The following is a 23939-nucleotide window of genomic DNA, read 5'->3' as shown; positions in this document are numbered from 1 at the left end:
AGAAAAGCTATACTCTTTATTTACCCAAATTATTTTAATTAACACATATTATAAAAAAATATTATTTTTTTAGTTATTTTTTTAAAACGGCAAAATGATAATAGCCATATCCAGCCCCAAAAACAATAGTGCAAATGGCAAAATATAGGCCAAACAATGGATTCTGAATGCCCCCGGAGAAAATGATCAACGAGCCGATGGCAGCCAGAAGGGGACAGATAAGACCCCGGAAAACACTTTTGATTTCCTTTTTTTGCCATAGTGAAAAAACTTTATAGTATAGGCCCAGATATAAAAGATAGCTGGTGACAATGGCGATTTCGGAAATATCGGAATTAGGAAACAGCGTATATTTCTGGGCAAAATAATGAACGACCATCCAGAATCCAACAATGATTAGGGCAAAAAAAGCTGAATTGACTGGAAAATCAAAGCGGGATGAAAGTTTCGTCATGGCTTTGGCATTAGGAATCATCTGATCCAGACCCAGGGCATAGGGCATCCGGATCATTGCCATTACCAGGCCATTGAGAGTTCCCAGAACCGAGATAAAAACAAACAGCATCAGGATTTTGGCACCACTGGGACCAAAAATCATATTGGCAGCAAAGTCCAGATGAGCATCGCCACTGTTCATTATTTCAGTCGGCCCCACCAGATTGGAAATGCCGACAAAATAAATAATGTAAAGCACAAGAATAATCAGTGGACTGATCACCAGCGCCAAGGGCAGATTTCGTTTGCTATTTTTTATTTCATAGGCCACTGAGGTAGAAATAATCCAGCCGTCAAAAGAGAAGGCAATCGGGGCAATGGCCGCAATCCAGCCGGTAGAACTGATTTCAGAAACGGCCGTACTGGTGAAATGGTCTGCGGTACCGCCAAAGATCAGACCGGCAAAACCGATGATAACCAACGGAATCAGTTTGATGACCATGGCGGTACTCTGGAAATGACCGCCGATTTTGGCTGACAGAATATTGGTGGCATAAAGTACCAAAAAACAGCATATTCCCGCCAGAATCTGAATTTCCAGTGTTTGCTCAACATTAAAAAGAATGCAGAAATAAATACCGGAAACCCAGGCTAGAATGGCAGTGATGGTAGGCAAATAAATAAAGGTTTGGAACCAGCCATAGGCGGAACCCATGCTGGGGCTGATAAATTCTTTGGCGTAGGAAAGAACGCCGCCGGGGTGATCGGTTCGGGCCGCCAGTTCGGCAATGGTTAAACAACCAAAGACAATGCTGATGGCTGCAATAACAAAGACCAGAATACCTAGAAACACATTGCCACCGGTGGCGACCAGAATATTATCGCTTTTAAAAAATATACCAGAACCGATAACGACGCCAACAATCAGAGCGATGGCGGTAAATAAATTGTATCGTGACTGTTGCATGGTAACCTCCAGGGTTTGGATTCCCGACAATTAAGTAAAAAACCTGGGGTAATTTCTTATTGCCTGAAAAATGATTTTAAAATTTACTTGGTACCGAAAAGGCGGTCGCCGGCATCACCTAAACCAGGCACAATGTAAGCGTGGTCGTTTAAGTGATCATCGATGGCAGCACAAAAAATCGGGACTTCGGGATATGCGGTGGTGACGGCTTTAATCCCTTCCGGGCAGGCCAAAATATGAACCACCTTGATATTGGGGCAGTTGGCTTCTTTCAAAAGTCGAATGGTATGGATGACCGATACCCCAGTGGCCAGCATCGGGTCGACAATAATGGCTTCTCGTTCAGCAATGTCAGAAGGTAGCTTCTTGTAGTATTCCACCGCCTGGAGCGTTTCGGGATCACGGTACAAACCGATGTGACCGATTTTGGCCTTGGGAATGATGTTGGTAAAGCCTTCCACCATGCCCAAACCTGCCCGTAGAATAGGGACAATGACCACATCTTTTTCGGCCAGTACTTTTTGGGTTGTTTTGCAGATTGGGGTTTCAATCTCGATTTCTTTAAGTGGAAAATGCTTGGTAACCTCCCAGGCCATCAGGCTGGATAATTCTTTCACCAGTTCCCGAAACTCCCGGGACGGTGTTTCCATCTTTCTCAGGTGGGTCAATTTGTGCATGACAAGTGGATGATCCACGATCGTAACATTTTGCATGATAATCTCCTTTTATTGTTAATAGATTAATAATACGATAATTGACTGAATAATTCTACAATTATTTAAGAATTATTTGTTGACACTTGGGAAATAAGGGTTAAAATGAAATAATATGATAAAATTTAAGAGGAATAGAAATTTTTAAAAAGGAAGGTGACCTGAAAAATGAAAGAAATTAAATTATATACTTGGGCCCACTGTCCCTATTGTCGAGCTGCCAAACAACTTCTGGATGATAAGGGTTTGAAGTATACTGAAATTGATATTTATAATGATGCTCAGACCCGTCGCCAATTACAGGATCAGACCAATCATTATACGGTGCCTTTTGTCTTTATAGGGGAGACATTTGTTGGTGGTTTTTCGGAGCTTAAAGAAATTGAGTTTAGTGGCAAACTCGACGAATTATTATAAGGTGAGGTTAAGATGGCAGCAATAACATTCAAAGTTGTAGAAGAAATCGGTGTTCTCAGCGAGTTACCCAGTGGTTGGCAGAAAGAGCTGAATCTGGTTAGCTGGAATGAACGGGATCCCAAGTATGATATTCGGGATTGGAATGCAGACCACGAAAAAATGCGTAAGGGCATCACGTTGACCGCTGATGAGCTGGTTCAATTGCGTGATATCTTAAACGCTATGGAACTGTAAAAAGAAGCAGAATAGATCGTATCAAAAACAGCGTATCCGCCATTTGGTGGGATACGCTGTTTTTATGTGAAGACAACCAGCCATTCGCAAGCGTGCATACAGTTGGTGATTGCCTACGATCAAAAGATGAGAAGCGTGGAATGGTTATTATTTAGTCGGTTCGGCGCAATTGGCGGAACCGCTACTCAGAAGCATCTCGAGGCCGTGATCCAGGGCCGGCAGAATGGCTTCAAGGTTTTCTTTGACAGCTTTGGGGCTGCCGGGGAGGTTGATGATCAGGGTTTGTTTGCGGATACCGGCAGCACTGCGACTGAGCATCGCTTTGGGAGTGATCTGCAGGCTGTGATAACGCATTGCTTCGGGGATGCCGGGAGTCAGGCGATCGCAGACGGCGATGGTGGCTTCCGGGGTCCAGTCCCGTCCTGAAAAGCCGGTGCCGCCGGTGGTCAGAATCAGATCCAGTTGGTCTTCATCAGCCCAGGTCATCAGGGACTTTCTAATGGTGTCCAGATCATCCGGCAGAATGATGGTTTTGACTACCTCATAAAGATTGGTTTCATCCAGCATCGCCTTAATCATCGGACCGCTTTTGTCTTCCCGTTGGCCCTTCGAGCCGAGATCACTTAACGTCATTATTCCAGTTCGATACATGTTTTCCTCCTAAATATTAAATGTAAAAAAGTCATTGGCCAATAAATCGATATATAACAGTTTGTTTCGCAAGATTGCTTCTTTGCCGGTTAGGACTTTCAAGGCTTCCGATACTTGTAGCGATGCTGCCAGAGCCGGTGTAAAGGATGGGTTGCCCAGAGCCTTGGAATCGTAATCTTTTTCGACGTTATAGAGTCGTGACAGGGTATCATCTTCCGGAAAAACGGTGGTGATCTGGGCAAACCAGCCACCGATGGCACCGTGGATCAGAGGGATGTTCTTTGCTTTACACAAGGTCTGGAGGGTGAGCCGGGCCGGAACGTTATCCAGGGCATCCACCACCAGATCGGCCTCGCCAATCAAAGTAAAACCGTTTTCCTCGTCGAGAAAATCGTGATAATAGGTGGTCGTCACTTCTTTGTTGATCAACTTGACCCGGGCTGCTGCAGCTTTAGCTTTGGGGGTGCCGAGATTCTTTTCGGTTGAGAAAATCTGGCGGTTCTGGTTGGAATCTTCAAAGACATCACCATCAATTAAAATCAGCGAACCGATTCCAACTCGGGCCAGCATCTCAATGATATAGCCTCCCAAACCGCCACAGCCGACGATACAAATTGTGGCATGTTGAATGCACTCAAAGTCCTGTTCGGAAAAAGCTGGAAAATTACGTTCATAACGTGACATTGCGCCACCTCCTTAAGTCCTATTCAAACTATTCATTTCAGTATAACAATTTTTAACGAAAAATTAAAGTCTTGAATTGATATTGTTTTTTCTGACAATAATCGTTAGAATAGAAAGTAGACACCGAATGAAAAAAATGGTCGGTAAGGAGAAAAAAATGGAGTTATTAAAAGTAAAAACCATTGATGAGATGAAAAAAATTATCAATGAGTCATTTATAGATATTGCTTTAGAGAATGAAACCATTGATTTAAGTAATGGGTTAGAGCGGATATTGGCGGCTGATCTTGTATCGACCATTGATGTTCCGCACTTTGATCGATCCGTTGTTGATGGATATGCGGTGAAATTAACCGACGTCCAGGGAGCGTCCCAGGCGATACCGGGATTTTTAAGAATCGCCGGAGAAGTCCAGATGGGCAAAGAAACTACCGCGATCCTTCATCAGGGTGAAACCTTCTATGTTCCAACTGGAGGAATGGTACCTGCCGGTACTGAAGCCATGATTATGATTGAATATACTGAAAAACTGGGAGAAAAAGACCTAGCTGTTTACACTAATGCCGGTGCCAACGAAAACATGATGCAAATTGGTGATGACATCAGAAAGGGCGAACTGGTTTTTTCCCGAGGCCATCAGTTAAGACCACAGGACATCGGCGTTTTGTCAGCTTTGGGTTATTTGCAGATTGAGGTTTTTAAGCGTCCCCGGATCAGCATTATTTCCACCGGTGATGAAATCATTCGTCCTGGTGAAACGCCTAAGCCCGGGGAAGTGATTGACATTAACACTCCGGCGTTGGCAGCGGTGGCCAAGCGACTGGGTGCCGAGGTTATTTCGAGTTCCTACGCCAGAGATGACCTGGAGGAGATTCGCACAGCGATAGCTGGCGGAATCGAAAACGGCGAGATGGTGATCCTTTCTGGTGGCAGTTCAATGGGCGAAAAAGATTACACCGTTTTGGCTATCGATGGACTGGGCCAGGTGCTGCTTCATGGTTTGGCGGTTAAACCGGGAAAACCGACGATTTTAGGAACTGTTTCGCAAAAACCAGTAATCGGTTTACCTGGCCAGCCAGCTGCCGCTATTATGGTGCTGATGATCGTATTACAGGAATTTATGCGCTTGTATTATGGACAGGATATCGTAAACGATCAGACCGTCCAGGGGGTGCTGATGGAAAATGTTCATGCCGCCCCAGGTCGACGAACATTCCAGACCGTGGCCATCAAAAAGACAGAAAATGGTATCGAAGTCCGACCAACCCATGGTAAATCGGGTATGATTACGCTGTTATCCTATTCCGACGGTTATATTGAAATTACCGAAAATGAAGAAGGAAAAAATACTGGGGATCAGGTTTCGGTAACCCTGTTTTAAAAGCGCACAGACTTACTATTTACATCTGAACTGGAGGGAATAATGAATACTGAAAATACCGGAAAAAAAGACGAACGGAATTTATATTTAAAAAATGAAGATCTCAATCTGGCAGTGTCGAAGTATCTGACCTTATTATCCTTTGCCGAAGCGCATCAAAAAGGCCGTATTCTACCCGTGATTGAAGCTCAGGGCTGGGTAACGAAAGAGCCGGTTTTTGCCAAAATTTCATCGCCTTATTATAATGCTTCGGCCATGGATGGCATCTGTGTGGAAGCAACGAAGATAGTCGGCGTGGATGAACGTCATCCCCGGACGTTAATAAAAGGAAGCGATTTTAATTTTGTTGATACCGGTGACGTGATTAGTGATCCCTACAATGCCGTGGTGATGATTGAGGACGTAATTATAAAAAGTGACGACGAGGTTAGCATCAACAATCCGGTGTCTTTGTGGCAGAATGTCCGGCCCATTGGTGAAGATATCGTCGCCGGAGAGCTGATTATCCCGGCTTTTCACCGGGTTCGCCCAATCGATCTGGGGGCCCTGCTGGCTGGCGGCATCACGGAGATTGAAGTGTTGGACAAACCCCGGGTGGGGATTATTCCCACCGGTACCGAACTGGTGGAAGCCGGGGAAGCGATGGTGGTAGGAAAAATAATTGATTCCAATACCCATATGTTTGCGGGGCTGGTCAAAGAATATGGCGGCGAAGCCCGACGTTACTCGACAGTACAGGATGACTACGAGGTGATCAAAAAGGCGATCATTAAAGCTGTTGATGAAAATGATGTGGTACTGATTTCCGCTGGTTCCTCAGCCGGAACCGAAGACTACACCCGCAAGCTGATTGCAGAACTGGGTGAAGTAGTGGTTCACGGCGTCGCCATTAAACCGGGAAAACCCGTGGTTTTGGGAATGATTCAGGGAAAACCGGTGATCGGGATTCCCGGCTATCCGGTCTCTGCCTATTTTGTCTTTGAAAGCTTTGTAAAACCGGTAATTCTGGCCTTTAACCATCAGATCCTGACGGAGGGAGTCACCATCAAAGCAGTGCTTTCAAAACGTCTGATGTCGTCGCTTAAGTATCTGGAGTTTGTCCGGATGAAATGTGGTCGGGTCAATCAGCGCTTTGTGGCTACGCCGCTGGATCGGGGCGCAGGGGTGACAATGTCATTGGTTAATGCTGACGGTATTTTGAAGATTCCTAAAAATGTCGAAGGGTATGAAGCTGGGGAAGAAATTGAGCTGATTCTGATGCGCCCCCGGGAGGAAATTGAAAATACCTTGGTTTCAATTGGTAGTCACGATGTACTGATGGATATCGTCGCCAATATTATTCATCAAAACAAAGAACTGGTGAACCTGTCCTCAGCCCATGTGGGCAGTTTGGGTGGGATTATGGCAATCAAAAAAGGTGAGTGCCATATTGCGCCAATTCATTTACTGGATGAAGAAACCGGGATATATAATCTATCCTATTTAAAGCGTTATCTGGCTAACGAGGGAGTGGTGTTGATTAAAGGGGTTAAACGAACCCAGGGGATGATCATCCCCAAGGGCAATCCCAAAAATGTCAAGGGCATTAATGACCTGATCCGACCGGATATCAGTTTCGTCAATCGGCAGCGAGGCTCAGGTACCCGGGTATTGTTGGATTACTTATTAAAACAACAGCAGCTTGAGGCGAATCAGATTTTGGGTTATGCCCGCGAAATGAACACCCATATGATGGTGGCTTCGGCGGTTGCGTCCGGTTCCTGCGATGTCGGAATTGGGGTTTTATCGGCCGCCAATATGATGGAACTGGATTTTATCCCGATTGGTGACGAAGACTACGATTTTGCTATTCTAAAAGAAAATCTGAATGATCCCCGGATGCAGATATTTATCAAGGTGCTTAGATCAGAAGAATTTAGAGCAGCACTGAAACGGCTGGGGGGATATGAACTGGAGCAGTCGGGAGAAATCGTTAAACCCTAGACATCAGGGGAGAAAGCAGGAAACAGATGAAAGATCATTATGGAAGAAAAATAAATTACATGCGTATTTCCATCACCGATTTATGCAATTTAAGATGTGTCTACTGCATGCCGGAGGAGGGAATTGAGAAACACCCGCATCAGAAGAATTTGTCCTTTGAAGAAATTCTGGATCTGATTAAAGCTGGGGTTACTCTGGGGGTTAATAAGATACGCTTAACTGGCGGGGAACCGCTGGTACGCCATGGGATTGTCGATTTGGTTAGACAGATTGGCGAAATTCCCGGGATTGAGGATCTTACCATGACCACCAATGGGATTCTCTTGCCGAAGTACGCCAAGGATTTAAAAGATGCCGGCTTAAACCGGGTGAATATCAGTCTGGATACTTTTGATCCGGTCAAATTTCATGAGATTACCCGGTGGGGACATCTGGAAGATGTTTTTTCCGGGATTGCCGCCGCTAAGGCAGCAGGAATGCACCCCATTAAAATCAACACCGTGCTGATCAAGGGGTTTAATGATGATGAAATTGAAGCTTTTGTTAATTATACCCGGGACGAAGCTGTTTATGTACGGTTCATTGAACTCATGCCGCTGGGTGAATCCAGCGGTTTTGCAGAAAACAAATACCTGTCCAATGATGAGGTGTTGAAGCGTATGCCGACTTTAACACCACTACTGATCCCGGATAAAACCGGACCAGCAGAGTATTACCAGCTGCCCGGAGCCAAGGGGAGAGTCGGACTGATTAATCCCATCAGCAAGCATTTTTGCAGCGAATGCAACCGGATTCGGGTGACTACAGATGGTAAAATCAAACCCTGTCTCCATTCAGATTTTGAGATTGACCTGGTGGCGTTGCACCAAGCCGGAATGACCTATAAAGAAATTCTCTTACAGGCGATTAACGAAAAACCGGAAAAACATCATATTAATGAACATGAAAAACAGTTATTAAGAAATATGAACGAAATTGGAGGATGATATGGACGAAATGGATGAAATGGATAAAGAGATAGTCGAGTTCACTCATTTTAATGAGGCGGGCCGCAGTAAAATGGTGGATGTTAGCGAGAAAAAAAGCTCCGAACGAATGGCCATTGCCAGAGGAGCCATCAGTATGAAAAAAGCGACGCTGCAAAAAATCATCGACGGTCAGATGAAAAAGGGCGATGTTCTGGGAGTGGCTCAGGTTGCAGGGATTATGGGGGTTAAACGGACGGCCGATCTGATCCCGATGTGTCACAATATATTTATTTCGGGCAGTGATATTAATTTTCAAATTGATGAGGAAAACTCCCGGATTCTAATCGAAGCCGTGGTTAAAAACACTGGTCAGACCGGGGTGGAAATGGAAGCCCTAACAGCGGTTTCAGTGGCGGCCTTAACCATTTATGACATGTGCAAAGCGGTCGACAAGGAAATGACGATTGAAGCGATTTATCTGGCTAAGAAAACCGGCGGTAAATCCGGTGATTTTATAAATCCCAACCATCAATAAAATTAAATAGGAGAAAAAACATGAGTGGAAAAGTAATAGCAATTAATATCAGCGAAACAAAAGGTGTCATGAAAAAACCAATTCCGGTCGGAAATTTTATCAAGGATTTTGGACTGGAGGGTGATGCCCACGCCGGAAAATGGCATCGACAGGTCAGTTTGTTGGGGCAGGAGAGTATTGATAAGATGATTGCCATGGGTGCAAAGGGACTATGCGCCGGTAATTTTGCTGAAAACATTACGACTGAAGGTATCTGTGTCTACGAACTGCCGGTGGGGACAAAGCTAAGAATTGGCGAAACTCTGCAGGAAGTTACCCAGATTGGAAAAGAATGCCATGCCGGATGCGAAATTGCCCAACAGGTCGGTGATTGCGTAATGCCAAGAGAAGGCATCTTTACCATTATCCTCGAAGGTGGCATTATCAAAGCCGGGGATACCATTGAAGTGGTGGAATAACCATAATAATTTCTGCACATGTAGCCTTAACTTTGGCAATCACTGTTAAGGCTTTCGGGATTGGCTACGTTTGTTAAGCTGTACGTATTTCCCGGGTCATAAAACAAATCACAAAAAAATGATGGAATGTGTATTGCATTATCAGAATTTAATGTTACAATAGTAAATGTTATTGCCGTACAACTGTCTTTCATAGAAAGACATCGGCCTAGTGGAGGACGATATGAATCAATTTATAAATAGTATGGCCGGTGTGGCCTGGAGTATCATCCCGATATTACTGATCTTTTTTTTGATGTCAGGCATCATGTTTGTTTTTTATTTCAAAGTGAAAATTGAAGAAATATCGATCTATTTAAAAAGTATTGCGGCTTCCCTTGAAAGGCTTTCAAATCGGCGAAATGACTATTAGAAAGAGTTTTATGGAGGAAATTATGTATTTTGAAAAAGTAAAAGTTGCTGATCCTGAGATTTATGAACTCATGAAAAAGGAATTGTATCGACAGCAAAGTCATCTGGAGCTAATCGCCTCTGAGAACTTTGTGTCAGATGCAGTGATGTTAGCCATGGGGAGTCATTTAACCAATAAATACGCCGAAGGTACACCTGGACACCGTTTCTACGGTGGCTGTATTCATGTCGATACCATTGAACAGATCGCGATTGATCGGGCCAAGGCCTTATTTGGGGCCGAACATGCCAATGTTCAGCCACATTCCGGGGCTCAGGCTAATACTGCCGTCTACATGGGGATTTTAGAACCTGGCGATACGGTTCTGGGGATGCGCCTTGATCAGGGCGGTCATCTAACCCACGGCAGTCCGGCCAACCTTTCGGGAATATATTACAATTTCATTTCTTACGGGGTGAATCAGGAAACCGAAACCATTGATTATGATGAGATCGAGAAGCTGATCAACGAACACCATCCGAAACTGGTGGTAGTGGGTGCCAGTTCATACCCTCGCACCATCGACTTTGAACGGATTTCAAAGCTGACCAAGGCCGCCGGTTGTTATCTGATGGTGGATATGGCCCACATTGCTGGTCTGGTAGCGGCTGGACAGCATCAAAGTCCCGTGCCATATGCCGATTTTGTTACCACCACTACCCATAAAACCTTGCGGGGTCCTCGTGGGGGGATTATCCTTTGCAAAAAAGAATATGCCAAACTGATTGATAAGGGTGTCTTTCCCGGTACCCAGGGCGGTCCGCTGGAGCATATGATCGCCGCTAAGGCAATTGCTTTCAAAGAAGCTGCAACACCCGAGTTTAAGGCCTATCAGGAACAGGTCGTCAAGAATGCCAAAGTATTGGCGGCAGCCCTTGAAAAACGTGGTTTCCGGATTGTTTCCGGCGGAACTGACAATCACCTGATGCTTTTAGACGTCAGCAAGGTTGGTCTGACTGGTAAAGAGGCCGATGAAACCTTGGGAAAAGTCAACATCACCGCTAATAAGAATGCGATTCCCTATGATAAGGAAAGTCCTTTTGTGACCAGTGGAATCCGGGTCGGAACACCGGCAGTAACAACCCGTGGGCTGGTGGAAGAAGATATGGAAGTGGTCGCCGACGCCATTGAAGCGGCACTGATTAAAAAAGATATGGAACTGGCCCTGGAAAAGGTCGCCTTCTTAACCGAAAAATATCCGCTCTATCCGGGTTTAATGGGTTAAAAATATAAACAAAAAGCGCTTGACCGACATTGCTCGATCAGGCGCTTTTAAATGCTGTTTTTTAAAAATATAATCATATTAAAAAAATGGGTTTTAAGCCCCCAAAAGGCTCCAACCGGAATAATTTCCAGTTGGAGCCTTTTTTTACGAGATAGGTGTAGTTTCAGGTTTTAAATCTGATGATACAGATTCCATGTTTTTTAAATCGTTGGTTCGTTTTACCAGTAACAGCGAGGAACCAATTCCGAGGATCGCACAAACGATCAGTAAGATAAAAATCTGGTTGAAGCCAGTGGCAATATCACCGGCAGCTTTGGCATCATCTAGCCACTTACCGCAAATCAGGCCGTAGAAGACATCCGGGATAAAAGCGATAAATGAGATAATACCTGTAGCCATTCCGGTCATTCCAACGGGGATACCAGCCTGATCCATTATCGACCAGTAGGTGGATTTCATAATATTTGCGATGAATGCGATCACTAGGGTCAGGACGATGCTGATGGCGATAACTTTCGCAGAAAAGAGCAGAGCAACCAAAGCAGCGGCGATGGCGCCAAAAGCGATCATAAAGCCTTTGCCTTTGTACGTGAACTTATCCATAAAAAAGCCGCCAATTACCCCAGCTAACAAGACAATGATGTAACTGCGTACGATACCGATCGCACTGGCTGTTGTTGTTGAGATGTTAAGCACCTGTACCGTATAGGTCGTCATATAGGCATTGCCAATGGCCCAGGTAATATAGGCAAACATTATCACCAGAATTGTGATCCAGACGCCTTTGTTTTTTAGAACATCCATAACACTGTATTTGGTTTCACTAACGACGGCTTGTGTTTCGTGTTTGATATCTGTTTTGGGAAGAAAGAATAGGGCCAGAACAAAAAACAGGGCACAAACTCCGGCACCAAATATAAAGAGAACTTTCATTCCAGCGGCTGGGGTAGCGGCTAAACCGACAATCGCCAGAAAGGCAAATCCCATCAGGGTTTGAATAACACCGCGCAAAGCTTCGCTGCCTCCAAACATTTTACTCTGATTGTCTTCGTTCGCTAAATTTCTAATCCCTTTGAGGTAGGCCGACCACAGGGTGGCAATACCGAAAAACCCGTAAAGAAAATGAATAATCAGCAAAGCCGTAAAGTTTGTGGTCATCGCAAAAGCGAAAGTCAGCACAGCATAAGCCGCCAGGGTGGTGGAAATCATTGAACGCATGGAGAAGCGGTCGGCCATCCAGCCACCGATGGGATAGCAGAAGGTGTAGGTTAAATTCAAGGCCGAGGCCAGAACGCCAATTTGCGTATTACTGAGCTGATACGCAGCGGCAAATTGATCGTAAAAGGTAAAGCGTAAAAAGGGTAACTGATAGGCAAGAGCAACTGTAGCACTTAGTATTAAAAATACCATTGCATTCCTAAATCCAAAATTTTTCATTTCATCCTCCTGAAACATGATTGCGAAACACATGTCTAATGCAATGGAGTATAACACGATAATTGTAAACGGTCAACAATTATTTTAAAGAAAGGAAAATAACTGAAAATCTTAATAAATAGCCCAAAAATTGAGGTGATTCAGAAATATTTATGCGAAGTTCTTATAATGTAGATCATCCACAGGTGTGATTTCGATTACAAAATAAGTATTGACAACAATTTCCAAGCTGTGCTATAGTTTAATTGCGAAATACATGTATTTATTAAAAAACCGGAGGTTATTTCAAATGTATATGAACAGACGCTTTTATGAAAAATACGTTTCCACCAGTGATGTGGAACTGCTGCATGAGTATTCTTTAAAAGTTTTAAAAGAAGTTGGTGTTTCCTTTGCCAGCGAAGAGGCCCTGGCAATCTTTAAAAAACATGGTGCAACCGTCGAAGGGAACATTGTAAAAATAAGTGAAGAACTTTTAAACAAAGCTCTGGCGACAGCACCGAAATCATTTGCCGTGACCACAAGTGCTGGTGAAACACACATTGGTGAGCGCTTTAAACCGAAAACAGTCGGCTGTTACGGTCCTTCAAAATTTTTATTTGAAGATGATACTTACAGAGCGGCATTACTGCCGGATGTGGTTAAATTTCTTAAATTGATGCATACCAGTGATGTGACTGATTTTGTTAACAATTCAGCGTATGATACCCCTGATTTAGACAAAACCCAGGATAATTTCTATATCCCTCAGGTGGCATTATGTCTTAAATATTCAGACCGACCGACCTATGGTAATGTTGCCAACAGTTTAAATGTCAAAAAACAGAGTTTGAAAGATGCGGCCAAAGAAATCGCCAACCTGTACAAAGAATTCTATGACATTTGGGATCGACCAGTATTGTTAACCAATTGCTGCGCCCTTTCACCATTGGGCTATTCTTATGAGGTGCTGGATAACATCATGGGTCTGGTTGAAGAAGGTCAGCCGGTGACCATTATCACCTGTTCGATGACCAATCTGACCGCTCCAGCAGCACTGATGGGTTCGGTAATTCAGGATAATGCGACCATTCTGGCTGGGATTGTCTTAACGCAATTGATTAATCCAGGCGTCGGGGTTATTTACGGAACCGTGTCTTCGCCGACTGACATGCGTAAAACCGCCATTGCCATTGGGGCACCAGAAGCACAGTTGATCCAAATGGCGACATTGGCATTAGGTCGTTACTATGGTCTACCGGTCAGAACCGGTGTCAGTGGTTCGGATTCACTCAAACCGGATTATCAGGCTGGAGTTGAATCAATGACGACATTGATGACCACTTATCTGGGGAAATCAGACTTTGCCTTGAATAATGCCGGGATCCTTCAATCCTACGCTGTCGGAAGTTATGAAAAGTTTGTTCTTGATGAAGAGGTCAATCGTATTTTGATGCGATTAAATAAAGGAATTAAAATTTCGGATACACAAGCTGGCAAGGTTTTTGAAGAAATCAAGAAGGCCGGCCCACTGGGTAATTATTTATCCGGAAGAACCCCGAAAGAATACCGTGATCAGCATCATTTGTCTCAGATTTTTAATAAAGCCGCGGGTGATCCAGCTGTAATTTTTGAAGAAGTAGGCGACATCAGACAACGGGCTTCCAAAATTATTGAGGAACGATTGGAAAGCTACCAGGCTCCAGACCTGACAAAAAAACAACAGGAACTGTTAAATCGTTACCTGCCAGAAAGCGAAAAATTCTAAAACAAATATAATAAATAGTGCATCAAGCCAGGGCATGATGGTTGCTACCATCATGTCAATAAAAATAAAAAAGGAATGGTATAAAAAATGTTAGATTTAAAAGAATTAACACAAGCAGTAGGTGATTTGGAAGAAGAACTGGTAATGGATTTACTTAATGAGTTTGTTAAAGGAAATCCGTCAGAGCCGGAAGCTCAGGAAGCCATTGCTGCCTGTCAGGCAGGTATGGCAATTGTCGGTGAACTGTTTGAAAAAGGCGACTATTTTGTTGGCGATCTGATTTTTGCCGGCGAGCTGTTAACCGAGTCAATCAATGTTTTAAAACCAGTGCTGGGAAGTGGCGCTGATACGGTAGCCGGAACCATCATACTTGGTACGGTTCATGGCGATTTACATGATATCGGTAAGAATATTTTTAAAAGCATGTCAGAAGCAGCGGGTTTTGAAGTCGTTGATTTGGGAATTGATGTTGCGCCGGAATTGTTTGTTAAGACCGCCAAAGAAAATCAGGGCTGTATCATCGGAATGAGCGGTGTTTTGACCCTGGCAATCGATGCCATGAAGGAAACGGTTGATATGTTAAAAGCATCGGGAATTGATGCCAAAATTATCATTGGTGGAAATCCGGTTACAAAAGAAGCTTGTGAGCATGTTGGGGCTGACCAGTATACGACCAATGCCGCTGAAGGTGTCAAAATCTGTCAGGAATGGGTCGCTTAAGTTTATAGCTTAATTAAGTGAACATCCTCAGGTGACTAAACGATTAACATAATCAAACACATAGAAGACAGTGATAAAGCCGTCTTCTATGTGCATTTCAAGGAGATAAAAAATGATAATAATTGGAGAAAAGATCAATGGCACGATTCCATCGGTCAAAGCAGCGATCGAAAGAAAAGATGCTGAGTACATCGCCTCCCTGGCGGTAAAACAAACCGAGGCAGGAGCGACTTATATTGATGTCTGTGCCAGCACTGCGCCGGAGTTTGAAATTGAAACGTTAAAATGGTTGATGGATATTGTTCAGAATGCAACCGATACACCGCTGTGCATCGACAGCCCGAATCCCCGGGTGATTGAGGCAGTTTTTAAATACGCCAACAAACCCGGCCTGATCAATTCGATTTCAGAAGAAGGCGATAAATGCGAGGTGTTATTGCCTCTGCTGGAAGGAAATAGCTGGCAGGTGGTCGGTTTAACCTGCGATAATAATGGAATTCCCAATGATGTCCAAACAAAGGTGGCCATCACTAAAATCATGGTTGAAAAAGCGGCTAAATATGGGATTACGCCGGATCGGATGCACATTGATCCCTGTGTTATGGCCTTGTCAACTGAGAACAGCTCAATGCTTAATTTCGCAGAGGAAATCCGCCAAATCAAAGCATTGTATCCAACTATTCATGTAACTGGAGCCGTCAGCAATATGTCGTTTGGCTTGCCGGTGCGATCGTTACTGAACAAAACCTGTATGGCCTTTGCCATGGAAGCAGGGATGGACTGCGCTGTCATTGATCCGCTCAACCGTGATATGATGGGTACCATCTTTGCCACGTATGCTCTGCTTGGTCAGGATAAGCACTGCCGTAAGTACAGCAAAGCCTACCGACAAGGGCAAATCGGACCGGTTAAATAATATTTAATTAAAACCCGGGTTAAAAACTTTCTCACGGATCATCACGATGGAGAAAGTTTTTAGCTTATGCGGGTTGTAAATCGCAAAGGAAAGCAATGGTTACAAATTGTACCTGATCGGTTGATACTTTATAGATGGCATTACTGGTGCATGAATAAGAAAGAGGCAGACACTATGGTACTTTATATTTCACTTTTTTTGTTAGTTATTTTTTTGTTTTTTGGATTTATTTTTACGGATGAATTATTGAATGTGACAAATGTCCTGTTTGGTTTGATTACCCACAATCTGGGATGGTTCTATCTGGTCTCGGTGTTGGGCATTCTGATTTTTTGTCTGGTACTGGCATTCAGTAAATACGGAAAACTGAGATTGGGGGATGAGGACGATCGCCCCGAATATTCAAATTTCTCCTGGTTTGCAATGCTTTTTAGTGCCGGGATGGGCATCGGGCTGGTATTTTGGGGCGTAGCCGAACCGGTTTATCATTATTTACAGCCACCACTGGGGATTGAGGCAGCATCCAGTGAGTCGGCCAGCAAGGCATTTCAGTATGCCTTTTTGCATTGGGGCTTTCATCCCTGGGCCATTTATGCCATCGTTGGTCTGGCACTTGCTTATGTCACCTTTAAGAAAAAAAAGCCGTGTCTGATCAGCTCGACTCTTGAGCCGCTGCTGGGTGAAAAGACCAAAGGAATTGTTGGCAAGCTGATTGATGTGTTGGCGCTGGTTTTAACCGTGATCGGTGTGGCAACGTCATTGGGGTTAGGAGCATTGCAGGTTAATGGCGGTCTCAAAACACTTTTTGGCATCCCCAATACGATCACCGTACAGATTAGCATTATTGTCATCATTACGGTGCTGTTTTTGATTTCTTCGATAACAGGACTGGATAAAGGGATAAAAACACTCAGTAACACCAATATCGTGATTGCGCTGCTAATCATGATTTTTGTGCTATTTACTGGGCCAACGGTTTTTATCATTGATACTTTTTTTGTCAGCTTAAGTGCTTATCTTCATAATATTTTGCCAATGAGTCTGGCCTTAACACCATTTAGCGATGATCCCTGGCTGGGTAACTGGACCATTTTTTATTGGGCCTGGTGGATGTCCTGGGGCCCGTTTGTGGGAACTTTTATCGCCCGGATCTCAAAGGGGCGAACCGTCAAAGAGTTTATTATGGGTGTGATTATTATTCCGGCGCTTTTTTGCTGTCTCTGGTTTACCGTTTTTGGTGGAACCGCCCTTCATTTTGAAATCATCGATAAACTAAGTATTGCTGAGGCCATCACCGGTGATGTGGCGGTCGGATTATTTGTCACGTTATCACATTTGCCTTTTGGTCAGGCCATTTCATTTTTGGCGACATTGCTGATTGTTACATTTTTTGTGACATCAGCTGACTCGGCTAATTTTGTCGTGTCAATGTTTTCACGAAACGGTGATTTAAATCCGGATCGTAAAATCAAGGTTGTCTGGGGCATTGTGCTTTCATCCATGGCTATTGTGCTGCTCTTAAGTGGCGGTCTGGTGGCAATCCGCAATGTGGCCATTATTATGGCCCTGCCCTTTGTCTTTGTTCTGATTATGATGTGTGTCTCAATTCTGAAGGCGTTTAAGAATGAGACCTAAAATTATCATGATGAAACGGTAAACAAACCAGGGTTATTGTGATATAATTTTAAAATGTATCAAAACTGAGGGGATTGCAGGGGGCAGTGATCATGAAATTAACGCTGAGTATTTCGAAAAAAGAATGTGATCTTATCCATGAACAGTCACTGGAACTTTTAAAAACCATGGGGATCACCGTATTTTCGAATGAAGCACAGGAGATTTTCAGAAAAGCCGGGGCCAGAGTTGATGGTAAACAGGTTTTTCTTGATGCGCCGCTGGTTGAAGAAAGTCTCAAATTGGTTCCTTCTGCCTTTCCTATCTATTCAAATAGCGGCCGTGTGGTAGTCGGAAAAGGTGAAATTTGCACGCTGCCAGCTTATGGTGGAACCTATGTATCACGAAATGAAGTGATTGCTTTAGGAACCCGAGAAGATTATTTGAATTTCACTAAGCTTAATCAACAGAATCAACTGATTAAAACAGCGAGTCCATATACCATTGAGCCCTTTGATATTCCTCTGGAGTTGCGAAGCGCCTATCGGATGGCGATGCTTTTAAAGTACTCGGATAAACCCTGCCTTTCAATTGTAGGCAGTCAGGAAGAGTCTCGTGCTTGCATTGAAATGATTAAACGCTACCGTGGCATTGACCATAAACCGGTAGTTCTTGGGAATGTCAATGTATCGGCGCCGATGATTATGGGGCATTCAACAACAGAGGTGATCAGTGTTCATTGTCAGGAAAATCAACCACTGATGATTGCCTGCGGCAGTGGATTAAGCGGTTTAACAGCGCCACCTACTCCCGGCGGTAATTTTCTGCTGGCCAACGCCGGAATTATTGCCGGAATTGTGTTTGCCCAGATTCAAAGCCCCGGCCTGCCCATAATCTATGGTCTGCCACTGTTTGGAGTGGATCCGTTCAAGGCCGAAACATTAGTTGGGAGTCCCGCAACCGCATTGTTTACATTGGCTGCGAAGGGGATGGCGGAATATTATAAGATCCCATTTCGGGCCGGTGGAACATTTACTGATTCGAAATACCTCGATTATCAAAGTGGTTTCGAAAGCGGGATCAACCTGCTCTCAACGCTGCTGGCAGAGGTCGATTGTCTAATGCATAGTTTTGGGATGGAAGATGCTTTAAAAACAATTAATTACAATAAATATATTCTTGATGAATATGCTTTCTTAAGTCTTAAAGACTTTGTCCAGGGAATGGAAATTAATGATGTCACGACAATGATGGATGAAATCCTGAAGGTGGGATCAACCGGAAATTACATCTCATCACGAAACCTTAAATTAATCAGAAAGCAATATCGCCCCCATGGTTTTGGGGAAGGGAAAACGAAGCCAGCGGTACTGAAAGAGACCGATGATGAGATTATCAGACGTTTAGAAAGCTATGATTTTACCGCGCCGACAAAAGAACAAATTAAAATATTAAGGGGTTACCTGCCAGATGAATACATCGACTAATCATGCCATGAATACGACTACTTTTGAGAGTATCGTTGAGGCTATGAAAAAAATTGAAGAAAAAAAAGTACTCAAACTTGTTAATTATGCCATTCGGGAAGGCGCATCCCAGGCTCAGATTGTCGAAGCGATTCAGCGTGGTCTGGATCACATCGGTCATTGTTTTGAAGAAGGGCGGTATGGTGTAACGGATTTAATGATGGCGGGCATCATTTTTGAAGAAGTCTTGAAATTGCCGAGTTTGAAGCTTATCAACGAAGGATCGGGTGAACCGATTGGCCGGATTCTGCTGTGTACCATCGAGCGGGATCTGCATGATATTGGCAAGTCGATTTTTAAAAGTGCAGCGTTAATGTCAAATTTTGAGGTCATTGATTTGGGGATTAACATTACCGCTCAGGAAATTTTGGCAGAAACCATCAAATTAAAGCCCGACGTGATTGCCATCAGTTCGATCCTGGCCGAAGGCGTTCGATATATCAAAGCAGTGAATGACGCGCTGGTGGCCGCTGGAATCAGGGAGCAGGTTAAAATTATTGTCGGGGGGCTCTCGACCCATCGCCAGGCAATTGAATACACCGGAGTGGATGCCTTTGCCCATGATGTCTATGAAGGCGTCAAGCAATGCAAAACTTGGATAACGGAGGGGGGCGAAGCGCATTAATCACAAATATGAAGAAATTGCCGAAAGTATTAAATATAAGATCCAGAAGAATTTTTACGCCATCAATTCCGCCATCCCGCCGGAAAATACCCTGGCTGATGAATATGGTGTCAGTCGCATCACGATTCGAAATGCCATTTCGAAGTTGATTGATGAAGGGTATATTTATTCCATACCGGGAAAAGGGAATTATGTACTTGAAAAAAGTAATGACAAATACCTGATTTCATTAAAAACTGAACAGCTCTTAAAAAAACCGTACCAGCGGGTCGAGTTGTTGGGATCAGAGATTATTAAACCGACTATCGATTTGGTTTACCATCTGCGGGTAGCCCCCAATGCCCGGGTTGTTTATGTGCGCTGGGTACTGCTTTTTGAAGAAAAGCCGATTGCCTATGATATTCAGTACATTCCTTATTTTCCGGGAATTACTGTTTGGAATGATAATTTTGAATATACCAGCTTCAGTGAAATATTATCACAGAAAAACAAACTGTTTCAAATGCAGGGTCGGATGAACGTAACGGCGATGAATTGTGAGAAGGAAGTGGCGGAAATTCTAAAAATTCCGGAAGAAACGCCAGTGATGCAAATTACCCAAAAAATTTTAGACGATAATGAACCCATGGGTTTTCGCCAGTTGTTTATCAAGCGTGAATGGTGCTGCGTCCGTGGAACGTCTTATCAGGAATAGATTGAAGGACTTAAATGAAAGTAAAAATATATGAACGCATTGTCAACGATGTTTTGTCTGATATCAGAAGTGGTTCACTAAAACCCAATGAAAAATTACCAACCAATCAGGAGCTGGCTGAAAAATATAATACCAGCGGGGTGACGGTGCGGAAAAGTTTGGCGACACTGGTAAACAAAGGCTATCTGGTCTCGATTGAACGCGTCGGAACGTTTGTCAAAGAGCGCGAAAAGGATCTGTTTTTAGTCAATTTTTCCCTGGAAGGAAACATCAACGAGGAAATAACCGATATCCAGACTGAAGACATACTGATTTCCATGACAAAACTAAAAGGTGAGCGGCGTGAATTAAAGACGCTTGAAATCAGACGAATGTATTTTTCGGATGCAATGCCGGTGGGATACAGCATTGATTCGCTGTTTTTGAATGGTCGTTACCTGACCGCAGGGATTGAAAAAAAAGCCGAGAAAAACATTGCCATCATGCATCGGATCTTTAATAGTTTTGAGGTGAAAAAAAGTATCGAAGTGACAATGGATTATCCCAATAAATACATCTCAAACCGGCTGTTAATTGACGAAAACATGCCAATGTTTTGTATAAATATATTTTTCTCAACCATAACCGATCATCCGATTGGTAAAAGAACCTTGTATGTTCTAGGCGAAAATATTGAACTGAATGGAAAATCATTTTACGAATAAGGAAAAATAACAAATGAACTATATAATATTCTATCTGATCCTTGTTAATCTGCTTACCTTTGGACTGTTCTGGCAGGACAAACGGCGTTCAAAAAAGGCGGTATGGCGAATTCCCGAGAAAACCCTGATGGGCTTATGTGTGATTGGCGGCTCTATTGGCGGATTACTGGGTATGCGGGTTTTTCATCACAAAACAAGACACGCTTTGTTTGTTTGGGGAATTCCGATAATTATTGCGCTTCAGATCGGGCTGGTGTTGCTATTGTGTTTTAAAGGACTTCATTGGCCGTTGTAAAATAAAGTGCCAAAATAAAAAAAGTTTTGAATATGACTTGACAATTTGTTTAAAAGCGTGTATTCTATAGTGGTGTTCAAAATGATTTATGCGAGAGTGTTGGAACTGGCAGACAAGCACGTTTCAGAGGCGTGTGTCGCAAGGCGTACGGGTTCGACTCCCGTCTCTCGCACCATTTAGAATTTACAAAAACGGCATGAGATGGCCGTTTTTTTTATGCCCAAAAGCTGGTTTTGGGCAATTGACATATCAATTGATATTTTTTAGATTTCTCAGCTTCTGACTTTCTCATTTTCATTTTTAGTTGCGGGAAAGGAAAACAGAAATAGAAACACAAAATGATTGATTTAACCCAAAAACCATGCGATTATAAAGAAAAAACATGGAGGAAAAAGAAATGAGCAAGTCTAAACGAATTATTTTTGGAGTGATGGTGGCTGTTAGCCTACTGATATTTGCGGGTTGCGAATCCATGGGACGGGATATTAAAACAACTCAATCGGAATGGGCCGGTGGTCTTGATCGTCATATTTCGGTTTACTCTCAGAGTGGCACACTACTAGCAGAATATGATGGTCGGGTAGATATTGAGGATTCTGAATATGGGAACAAAGTATTGTTTGATCTAAATGGGAAGAGAACCATCGTTTATAATGCTGTGGTGATTATCCAGGAAAAATAAAATGAGCGCTTTCACCCCAAGATGCTCTGAAATAGTTTTAATATGGAGGAAATGGATATTAGAAGCGAAAACTGTTTGCAGGCCGAAAGGATAAAGTTAAAGACGAAATATTGAGAGGGTATGAGTACCAGCTTGAAATTGCGGAAAGTCTTGAGCGAGAATTAGAAAGGCGAATGGCCAAAGCTACAAATACGACCAGTATCATTTCTGATATGCCACTTATGAGCTGAGTGTCTAATGTTCCTTCGGGATTAATCAAAACAAAAATGGGTAAACAATTTGTATACTCAATTAGTAATCATGTTGGAAGCATCAGAAACAAATGAGTGGAAAAACAGCCGATTCTATGTTGAAGGGGTGAAGTTAGATGAAATGCGAAAAATGCGGTCACGAGAACGAATCGTCCAGCTTGTTTTGTCAAAATTGCGGAAATCCGATCCGAAGCCTGGAAAAGTGGGAGTCCCAGGTAGCGGAGGTCGCAAACCCGAAAAAAATAGACAGTGGGATTCCGGATCCTAAAGCTGGGCATCAGGGAAAGAATAAGGGGATTATTATTGCAATTGTGGTGGTGGTCGGAGTCTTTCTGATTGCGGGAGGCGCTTTTGGATTTCTGAATTTTCAGAAAATCAATGCCATCAACAGCGGTCTCAAAAACGGCGAAGATTTGCTGGCTGTTCAAAATTATAGCGAAGCGCTGGTGGCCTTCGATGGGGTGTTAAAGCTGGATTCGAATAACGCAGAAGCAATTTTTGGAAAAGCCAAAGCTTACACCGGGGCGGGCAATTATAAAATGGCCAATACCTTCTTCGAAGAAGCAATCCGAAAAGAAAAAAACTCAGAAAAATTAAAGGTGATCTTTGATGCCTATATTGCTTCGGAAATTCAGGCCGGAGTTTCAGAAACAGATCTTTTTGCTCTGCTGGATCGGGCCACCGATGTCACCGGAGACAGTAAATATGCCGATCAGAAAAGCAGCTATACGGTTAAGGCGCCATCCTTTAATCTGAATCCGGGAACTTATCAGGGGGAGCAAAAACTGGAAATCGTTAAGGCGGATGCCAACGATATGATTTTTTATACGACGGATGGATCTCAGCCTACAGTCAATTCAATAGCATATGCAGAACCGATTACCTTGACAAAAGGTGAAAAAACAATCAAAGCCATTGAAGTCAATGGAGCTGGTTTTGCCAGTAAAATAATCGAAGGCAAATACGTTATCAATGATATTCCAACCACATCGGGTGGCGCCGAGTCAGAAGGGTCCGACTCGGGAGGCGGCACCGCCACCGGTTGGGACTATTTAAATTTTAGTCTCTATGCTTCCTCGACCCTACCGGACATGGGTGGGATCAGTTACTACGTCGGTAATGTGATGGATGGCAGTGATAATACCGCCTGGGTTGAAGGGGTGTCTGGCGATGGAATTGGTGAATATGTTCAATGTGTCTATAATGGAACCGCTGCACTGACCATTCACGGAGTGGCCATTAAAAACGGTTATGTCAAGACCGCCACATCCTTTGCCGAAAATGGTAGTGTTCGGGGACTGGTGATGTATGTTAATACCAGTCCAGTGGCCAACATGATTCTTGAACGAATCCGGGATGAACAGGTGATCGCGATCAGCCCGGTCACCATTAATCCCGGCGATTCAGTTGTTTTTGTCATCGATTCGGCGGTGGCGGGACCAGCGGATGGTGAACATGATACCGCCATCACCGAAATCAGACTGTTCTGATTTTGGTGATGAACTTTTAGATAGCATCATTTTAAAATCCGGAGAAGCGCTTCTCCGGATTTTTTGATTTGTTTATTTCAGCCTTTTTTTATCTTTTTCAGGTAAATAATGGTATAATAACCAGATAACGCGAATA

25 protein-coding genes and 1 tRNA gene are annotated in these 23939 nt (G+C 43.5%); 21 read left to right on the top strand and 5 right to left on the bottom strand.

Annotation, left to right across the window (positions count from 1 at the left end):
* Window positions 1–73 precede the first annotated feature (73 nt).
* Together Q7P33_RS05095 and upp are read right to left on the bottom strand one after the other, a co-directional pair.
* Window positions 74–1402 carry an APC family permease gene (locus Q7P33_RS05095; RefSeq protein WP_303868016.1) on the bottom strand — a complete coding sequence of 443 codons (1329 nt, stop codon included), beginning with the start codon at window positions 1400–1402 and terminating at the stop codon, window positions 74–76.
* 83 nt (window positions 1403–1485) lie between these two features.
* Window positions 1486–2115 (bottom strand): uracil phosphoribosyltransferase, encoded by a 630-nt coding sequence (gene upp, locus Q7P33_RS05090; RefSeq protein WP_296559520.1) that lies wholly within the window; start codon window positions 2113–2115, stop codon window positions 1486–1488.
* 168 nt (window positions 2116–2283) lie between these two features.
* Between upp and grxC the strand changes: the two genes are divergently transcribed.
* Both grxC and Q7P33_RS05080 read left to right on the top strand, forming a co-directional pair.
* Entirely contained in the window at window positions 2284–2532 is a 249-nt protein-coding gene (grxC, locus tag Q7P33_RS05085) for a glutaredoxin 3 (RefSeq protein WP_148636254.1), read from the top strand.
* Window positions 2533–2544: 12 nt separating this feature from the next.
* The gene (locus Q7P33_RS05080) at window positions 2545–2766 is read left to right on the top strand and encodes a YdbC family protein (RefSeq protein WP_303868009.1); all 222 of its coding nucleotides are present in this window, start codon (window positions 2545–2547) and stop codon (window positions 2764–2766) included.
* Between the two features lie 147 nt (window positions 2767–2913).
* On the opposite strand, the gene Q7P33_RS05075 is transcribed toward Q7P33_RS05080, so the two are convergent.
* Together Q7P33_RS05075 and Q7P33_RS05070 are read right to left on the bottom strand one after the other, a co-directional pair.
* Entirely contained in the window at window positions 2914–3417 is a 504-nt protein-coding gene (locus tag Q7P33_RS05075; RefSeq protein WP_303868006.1) for a molybdenum cofactor biosynthesis protein B, read from the bottom strand.
* 9 nt (window positions 3418–3426) lie between these two features.
* Window positions 3427–4101, bottom strand: coding sequence for a HesA/MoeB/ThiF family protein (locus Q7P33_RS05070; protein WP_303868003.1), 675 nt, complete (start codon window positions 4099–4101; stop codon window positions 3427–3429).
* Window positions 4102–4258: 157 nt separating this feature from the next.
* Between Q7P33_RS05070 and glp the strand changes: the two genes are divergently transcribed.
* From glp to glyA, 7 genes are all read left to right on the top strand, one after another.
* Window positions 4259–5482 carry a gephyrin-like molybdotransferase Glp gene (gene glp / locus Q7P33_RS05065; RefSeq protein ID WP_303868001.1) on the top strand — a complete coding sequence of 408 codons (1224 nt, stop codon included), beginning with the start codon at window positions 4259–4261 and terminating at the stop codon, window positions 5480–5482.
* A gap of 42 nt (window positions 5483–5524) precedes the next feature.
* A complete protein-coding gene (locus tag Q7P33_RS05060; protein ID WP_303868000.1) occupies window positions 5525–7465 on the top strand; it encodes a molybdopterin biosynthesis protein in 1941 nt (646 codons plus the stop codon).
* Window positions 7466–7491: 26 nt separating this feature from the next.
* Window positions 7492–8451, top strand: a complete 960-nt coding sequence (gene moaA, locus Q7P33_RS05055) for a GTP 3',8-cyclase MoaA (protein WP_303867998.1) — start codon at window positions 7492–7494, stop codon at window positions 8449–8451.
* Between the two features lie 19 nt (window positions 8452–8470).
* Entirely contained in the window at window positions 8471–8968 is a 498-nt protein-coding gene (moaC, locus tag Q7P33_RS05050; protein WP_303868362.1) for a cyclic pyranopterin monophosphate synthase MoaC, read from the top strand.
* A 20-nt stretch (window positions 8969–8988) separates the two neighbouring features.
* Window positions 8989–9426: an MOSC domain-containing protein gene (locus Q7P33_RS05045; RefSeq protein WP_303867994.1), complete on the top strand. Its 438-nt coding sequence runs from the start codon at window positions 8989–8991 to the stop codon at window positions 9424–9426.
* Window positions 9427–9649: 223 nt separating this feature from the next.
* The gene (locus Q7P33_RS05040) at window positions 9650–9838 is read left to right on the top strand and encodes a hypothetical protein (protein WP_148636259.1); all 189 of its coding nucleotides are present in this window, start codon (window positions 9650–9652) and stop codon (window positions 9836–9838) included.
* A 22-nt stretch (window positions 9839–9860) separates the two neighbouring features.
* Window positions 9861–11102, top strand: coding sequence for a serine hydroxymethyltransferase (glyA, locus tag Q7P33_RS05035; protein WP_303867988.1), 1242 nt, complete (start codon window positions 9861–9863; stop codon window positions 11100–11102).
* Window positions 11103–11246: 144 nt separating this feature from the next.
* On the opposite strand, the gene Q7P33_RS05030 is transcribed toward glyA, so the two are convergent.
* Complete coding sequence (locus Q7P33_RS05030; protein WP_303867985.1) at window positions 11247–12539, bottom strand: MFS transporter; 1293 nt, start codon at window positions 12537–12539, stop codon at window positions 11247–11249.
* A gap of 289 nt (window positions 12540–12828) precedes the next feature.
* Between Q7P33_RS05030 and Q7P33_RS05025 the strand changes: the two genes are divergently transcribed.
* The 12 genes from Q7P33_RS05025 to Q7P33_RS04970 all read left to right on the top strand — a co-directional run bounded on the left by Q7P33_RS05025 (window position 12829) and on the right by Q7P33_RS04970 (window position 23803).
* Window positions 12829–14286, top strand: a complete 1458-nt coding sequence (locus tag Q7P33_RS05025) for a trimethylamine methyltransferase family protein (protein WP_303867983.1) — start codon at window positions 12829–12831, stop codon at window positions 14284–14286.
* A gap of 87 nt (window positions 14287–14373) precedes the next feature.
* The gene (locus tag Q7P33_RS05020; RefSeq protein ID WP_303867981.1) at window positions 14374–15006 is read left to right on the top strand and encodes a B12-binding domain-containing protein; all 633 of its coding nucleotides are present in this window, start codon (window positions 14374–14376) and stop codon (window positions 15004–15006) included.
* A gap of 112 nt (window positions 15007–15118) precedes the next feature.
* Complete coding sequence (locus Q7P33_RS05015) at window positions 15119–15922, top strand: methyltetrahydrofolate cobalamin methyltransferase (protein ID WP_303867980.1); 804 nt, start codon at window positions 15119–15121, stop codon at window positions 15920–15922.
* A 150-nt stretch (window positions 15923–16072) separates the two neighbouring features.
* Window positions 16073–17557, top strand: a complete 1485-nt coding sequence (locus Q7P33_RS05010; RefSeq protein ID WP_303867979.1) for a BCCT family transporter — start codon at window positions 16073–16075, stop codon at window positions 17555–17557.
* Between the two features lie 92 nt (window positions 17558–17649).
* Entirely contained in the window at window positions 17650–19023 is a 1374-nt protein-coding gene (locus Q7P33_RS05005; protein ID WP_303867977.1) for a trimethylamine methyltransferase family protein, read from the top strand.
* On the top strand, window positions 19007–19687 hold the full coding sequence (locus Q7P33_RS05000; protein ID WP_303867975.1) for a B12-binding domain-containing protein: 681 nt from the start codon (window positions 19007–19009) through the stop codon (window positions 19685–19687). Before Q7P33_RS05005 ends, Q7P33_RS05000 begins: the two co-directional genes overlap by 17 nt.
* Window positions 19683–20381: a GntR family transcriptional regulator gene (locus tag Q7P33_RS04995; protein WP_369693287.1), complete on the top strand. Its 699-nt coding sequence runs from the start codon at window positions 19683–19685 to the stop codon at window positions 20379–20381. The genes Q7P33_RS05000 and Q7P33_RS04995 overlap by 5 nt, the downstream gene beginning before the upstream one ends.
* 14 nt (window positions 20382–20395) lie before the next feature.
* Window positions 20396–21085 carry a GntR family transcriptional regulator gene (locus Q7P33_RS04990; protein ID WP_303867973.1) on the top strand — a complete coding sequence of 230 codons (690 nt, stop codon included), beginning with the start codon at window positions 20396–20398 and terminating at the stop codon, window positions 21083–21085.
* Between the two features lie 13 nt (window positions 21086–21098).
* On the top strand, window positions 21099–21380 hold the full coding sequence (locus Q7P33_RS04985) for a DUF1294 domain-containing protein (protein WP_303867971.1): 282 nt from the start codon (window positions 21099–21101) through the stop codon (window positions 21378–21380).
* A 90-nt stretch (window positions 21381–21470) separates the two neighbouring features.
* A tRNA-Leu gene (locus Q7P33_RS04980) sits at window positions 21471–21555 on the top strand.
* A 222-nt stretch (window positions 21556–21777) separates the two neighbouring features.
* The gene (locus tag Q7P33_RS04975; protein WP_303867969.1) at window positions 21778–22062 is read left to right on the top strand and encodes a hypothetical protein; all 285 of its coding nucleotides are present in this window, start codon (window positions 21778–21780) and stop codon (window positions 22060–22062) included.
* Window positions 22063–22429: 367 nt separating this feature from the next.
* Window positions 22430–23803, top strand: a complete 1374-nt coding sequence (locus Q7P33_RS04970; RefSeq protein ID WP_303867965.1) for a chitobiase/beta-hexosaminidase C-terminal domain-containing protein — start codon at window positions 22430–22432, stop codon at window positions 23801–23803.
* Window positions 23804–23939: the final 136 nt, after the last annotated feature.

Origin of the sequence: Acetobacterium wieringae (assembly GCF_026646375.1) — a bacterium.
Lineage (GTDB): Bacteria > Bacillota > Clostridia > Eubacteriales > Eubacteriaceae > Acetobacterium > Acetobacterium wieringae_A.
The sequence above is the reverse complement of the archived record's forward strand: the minus strand, read 5'-3'. Positions and strand labels throughout refer to the sequence as shown.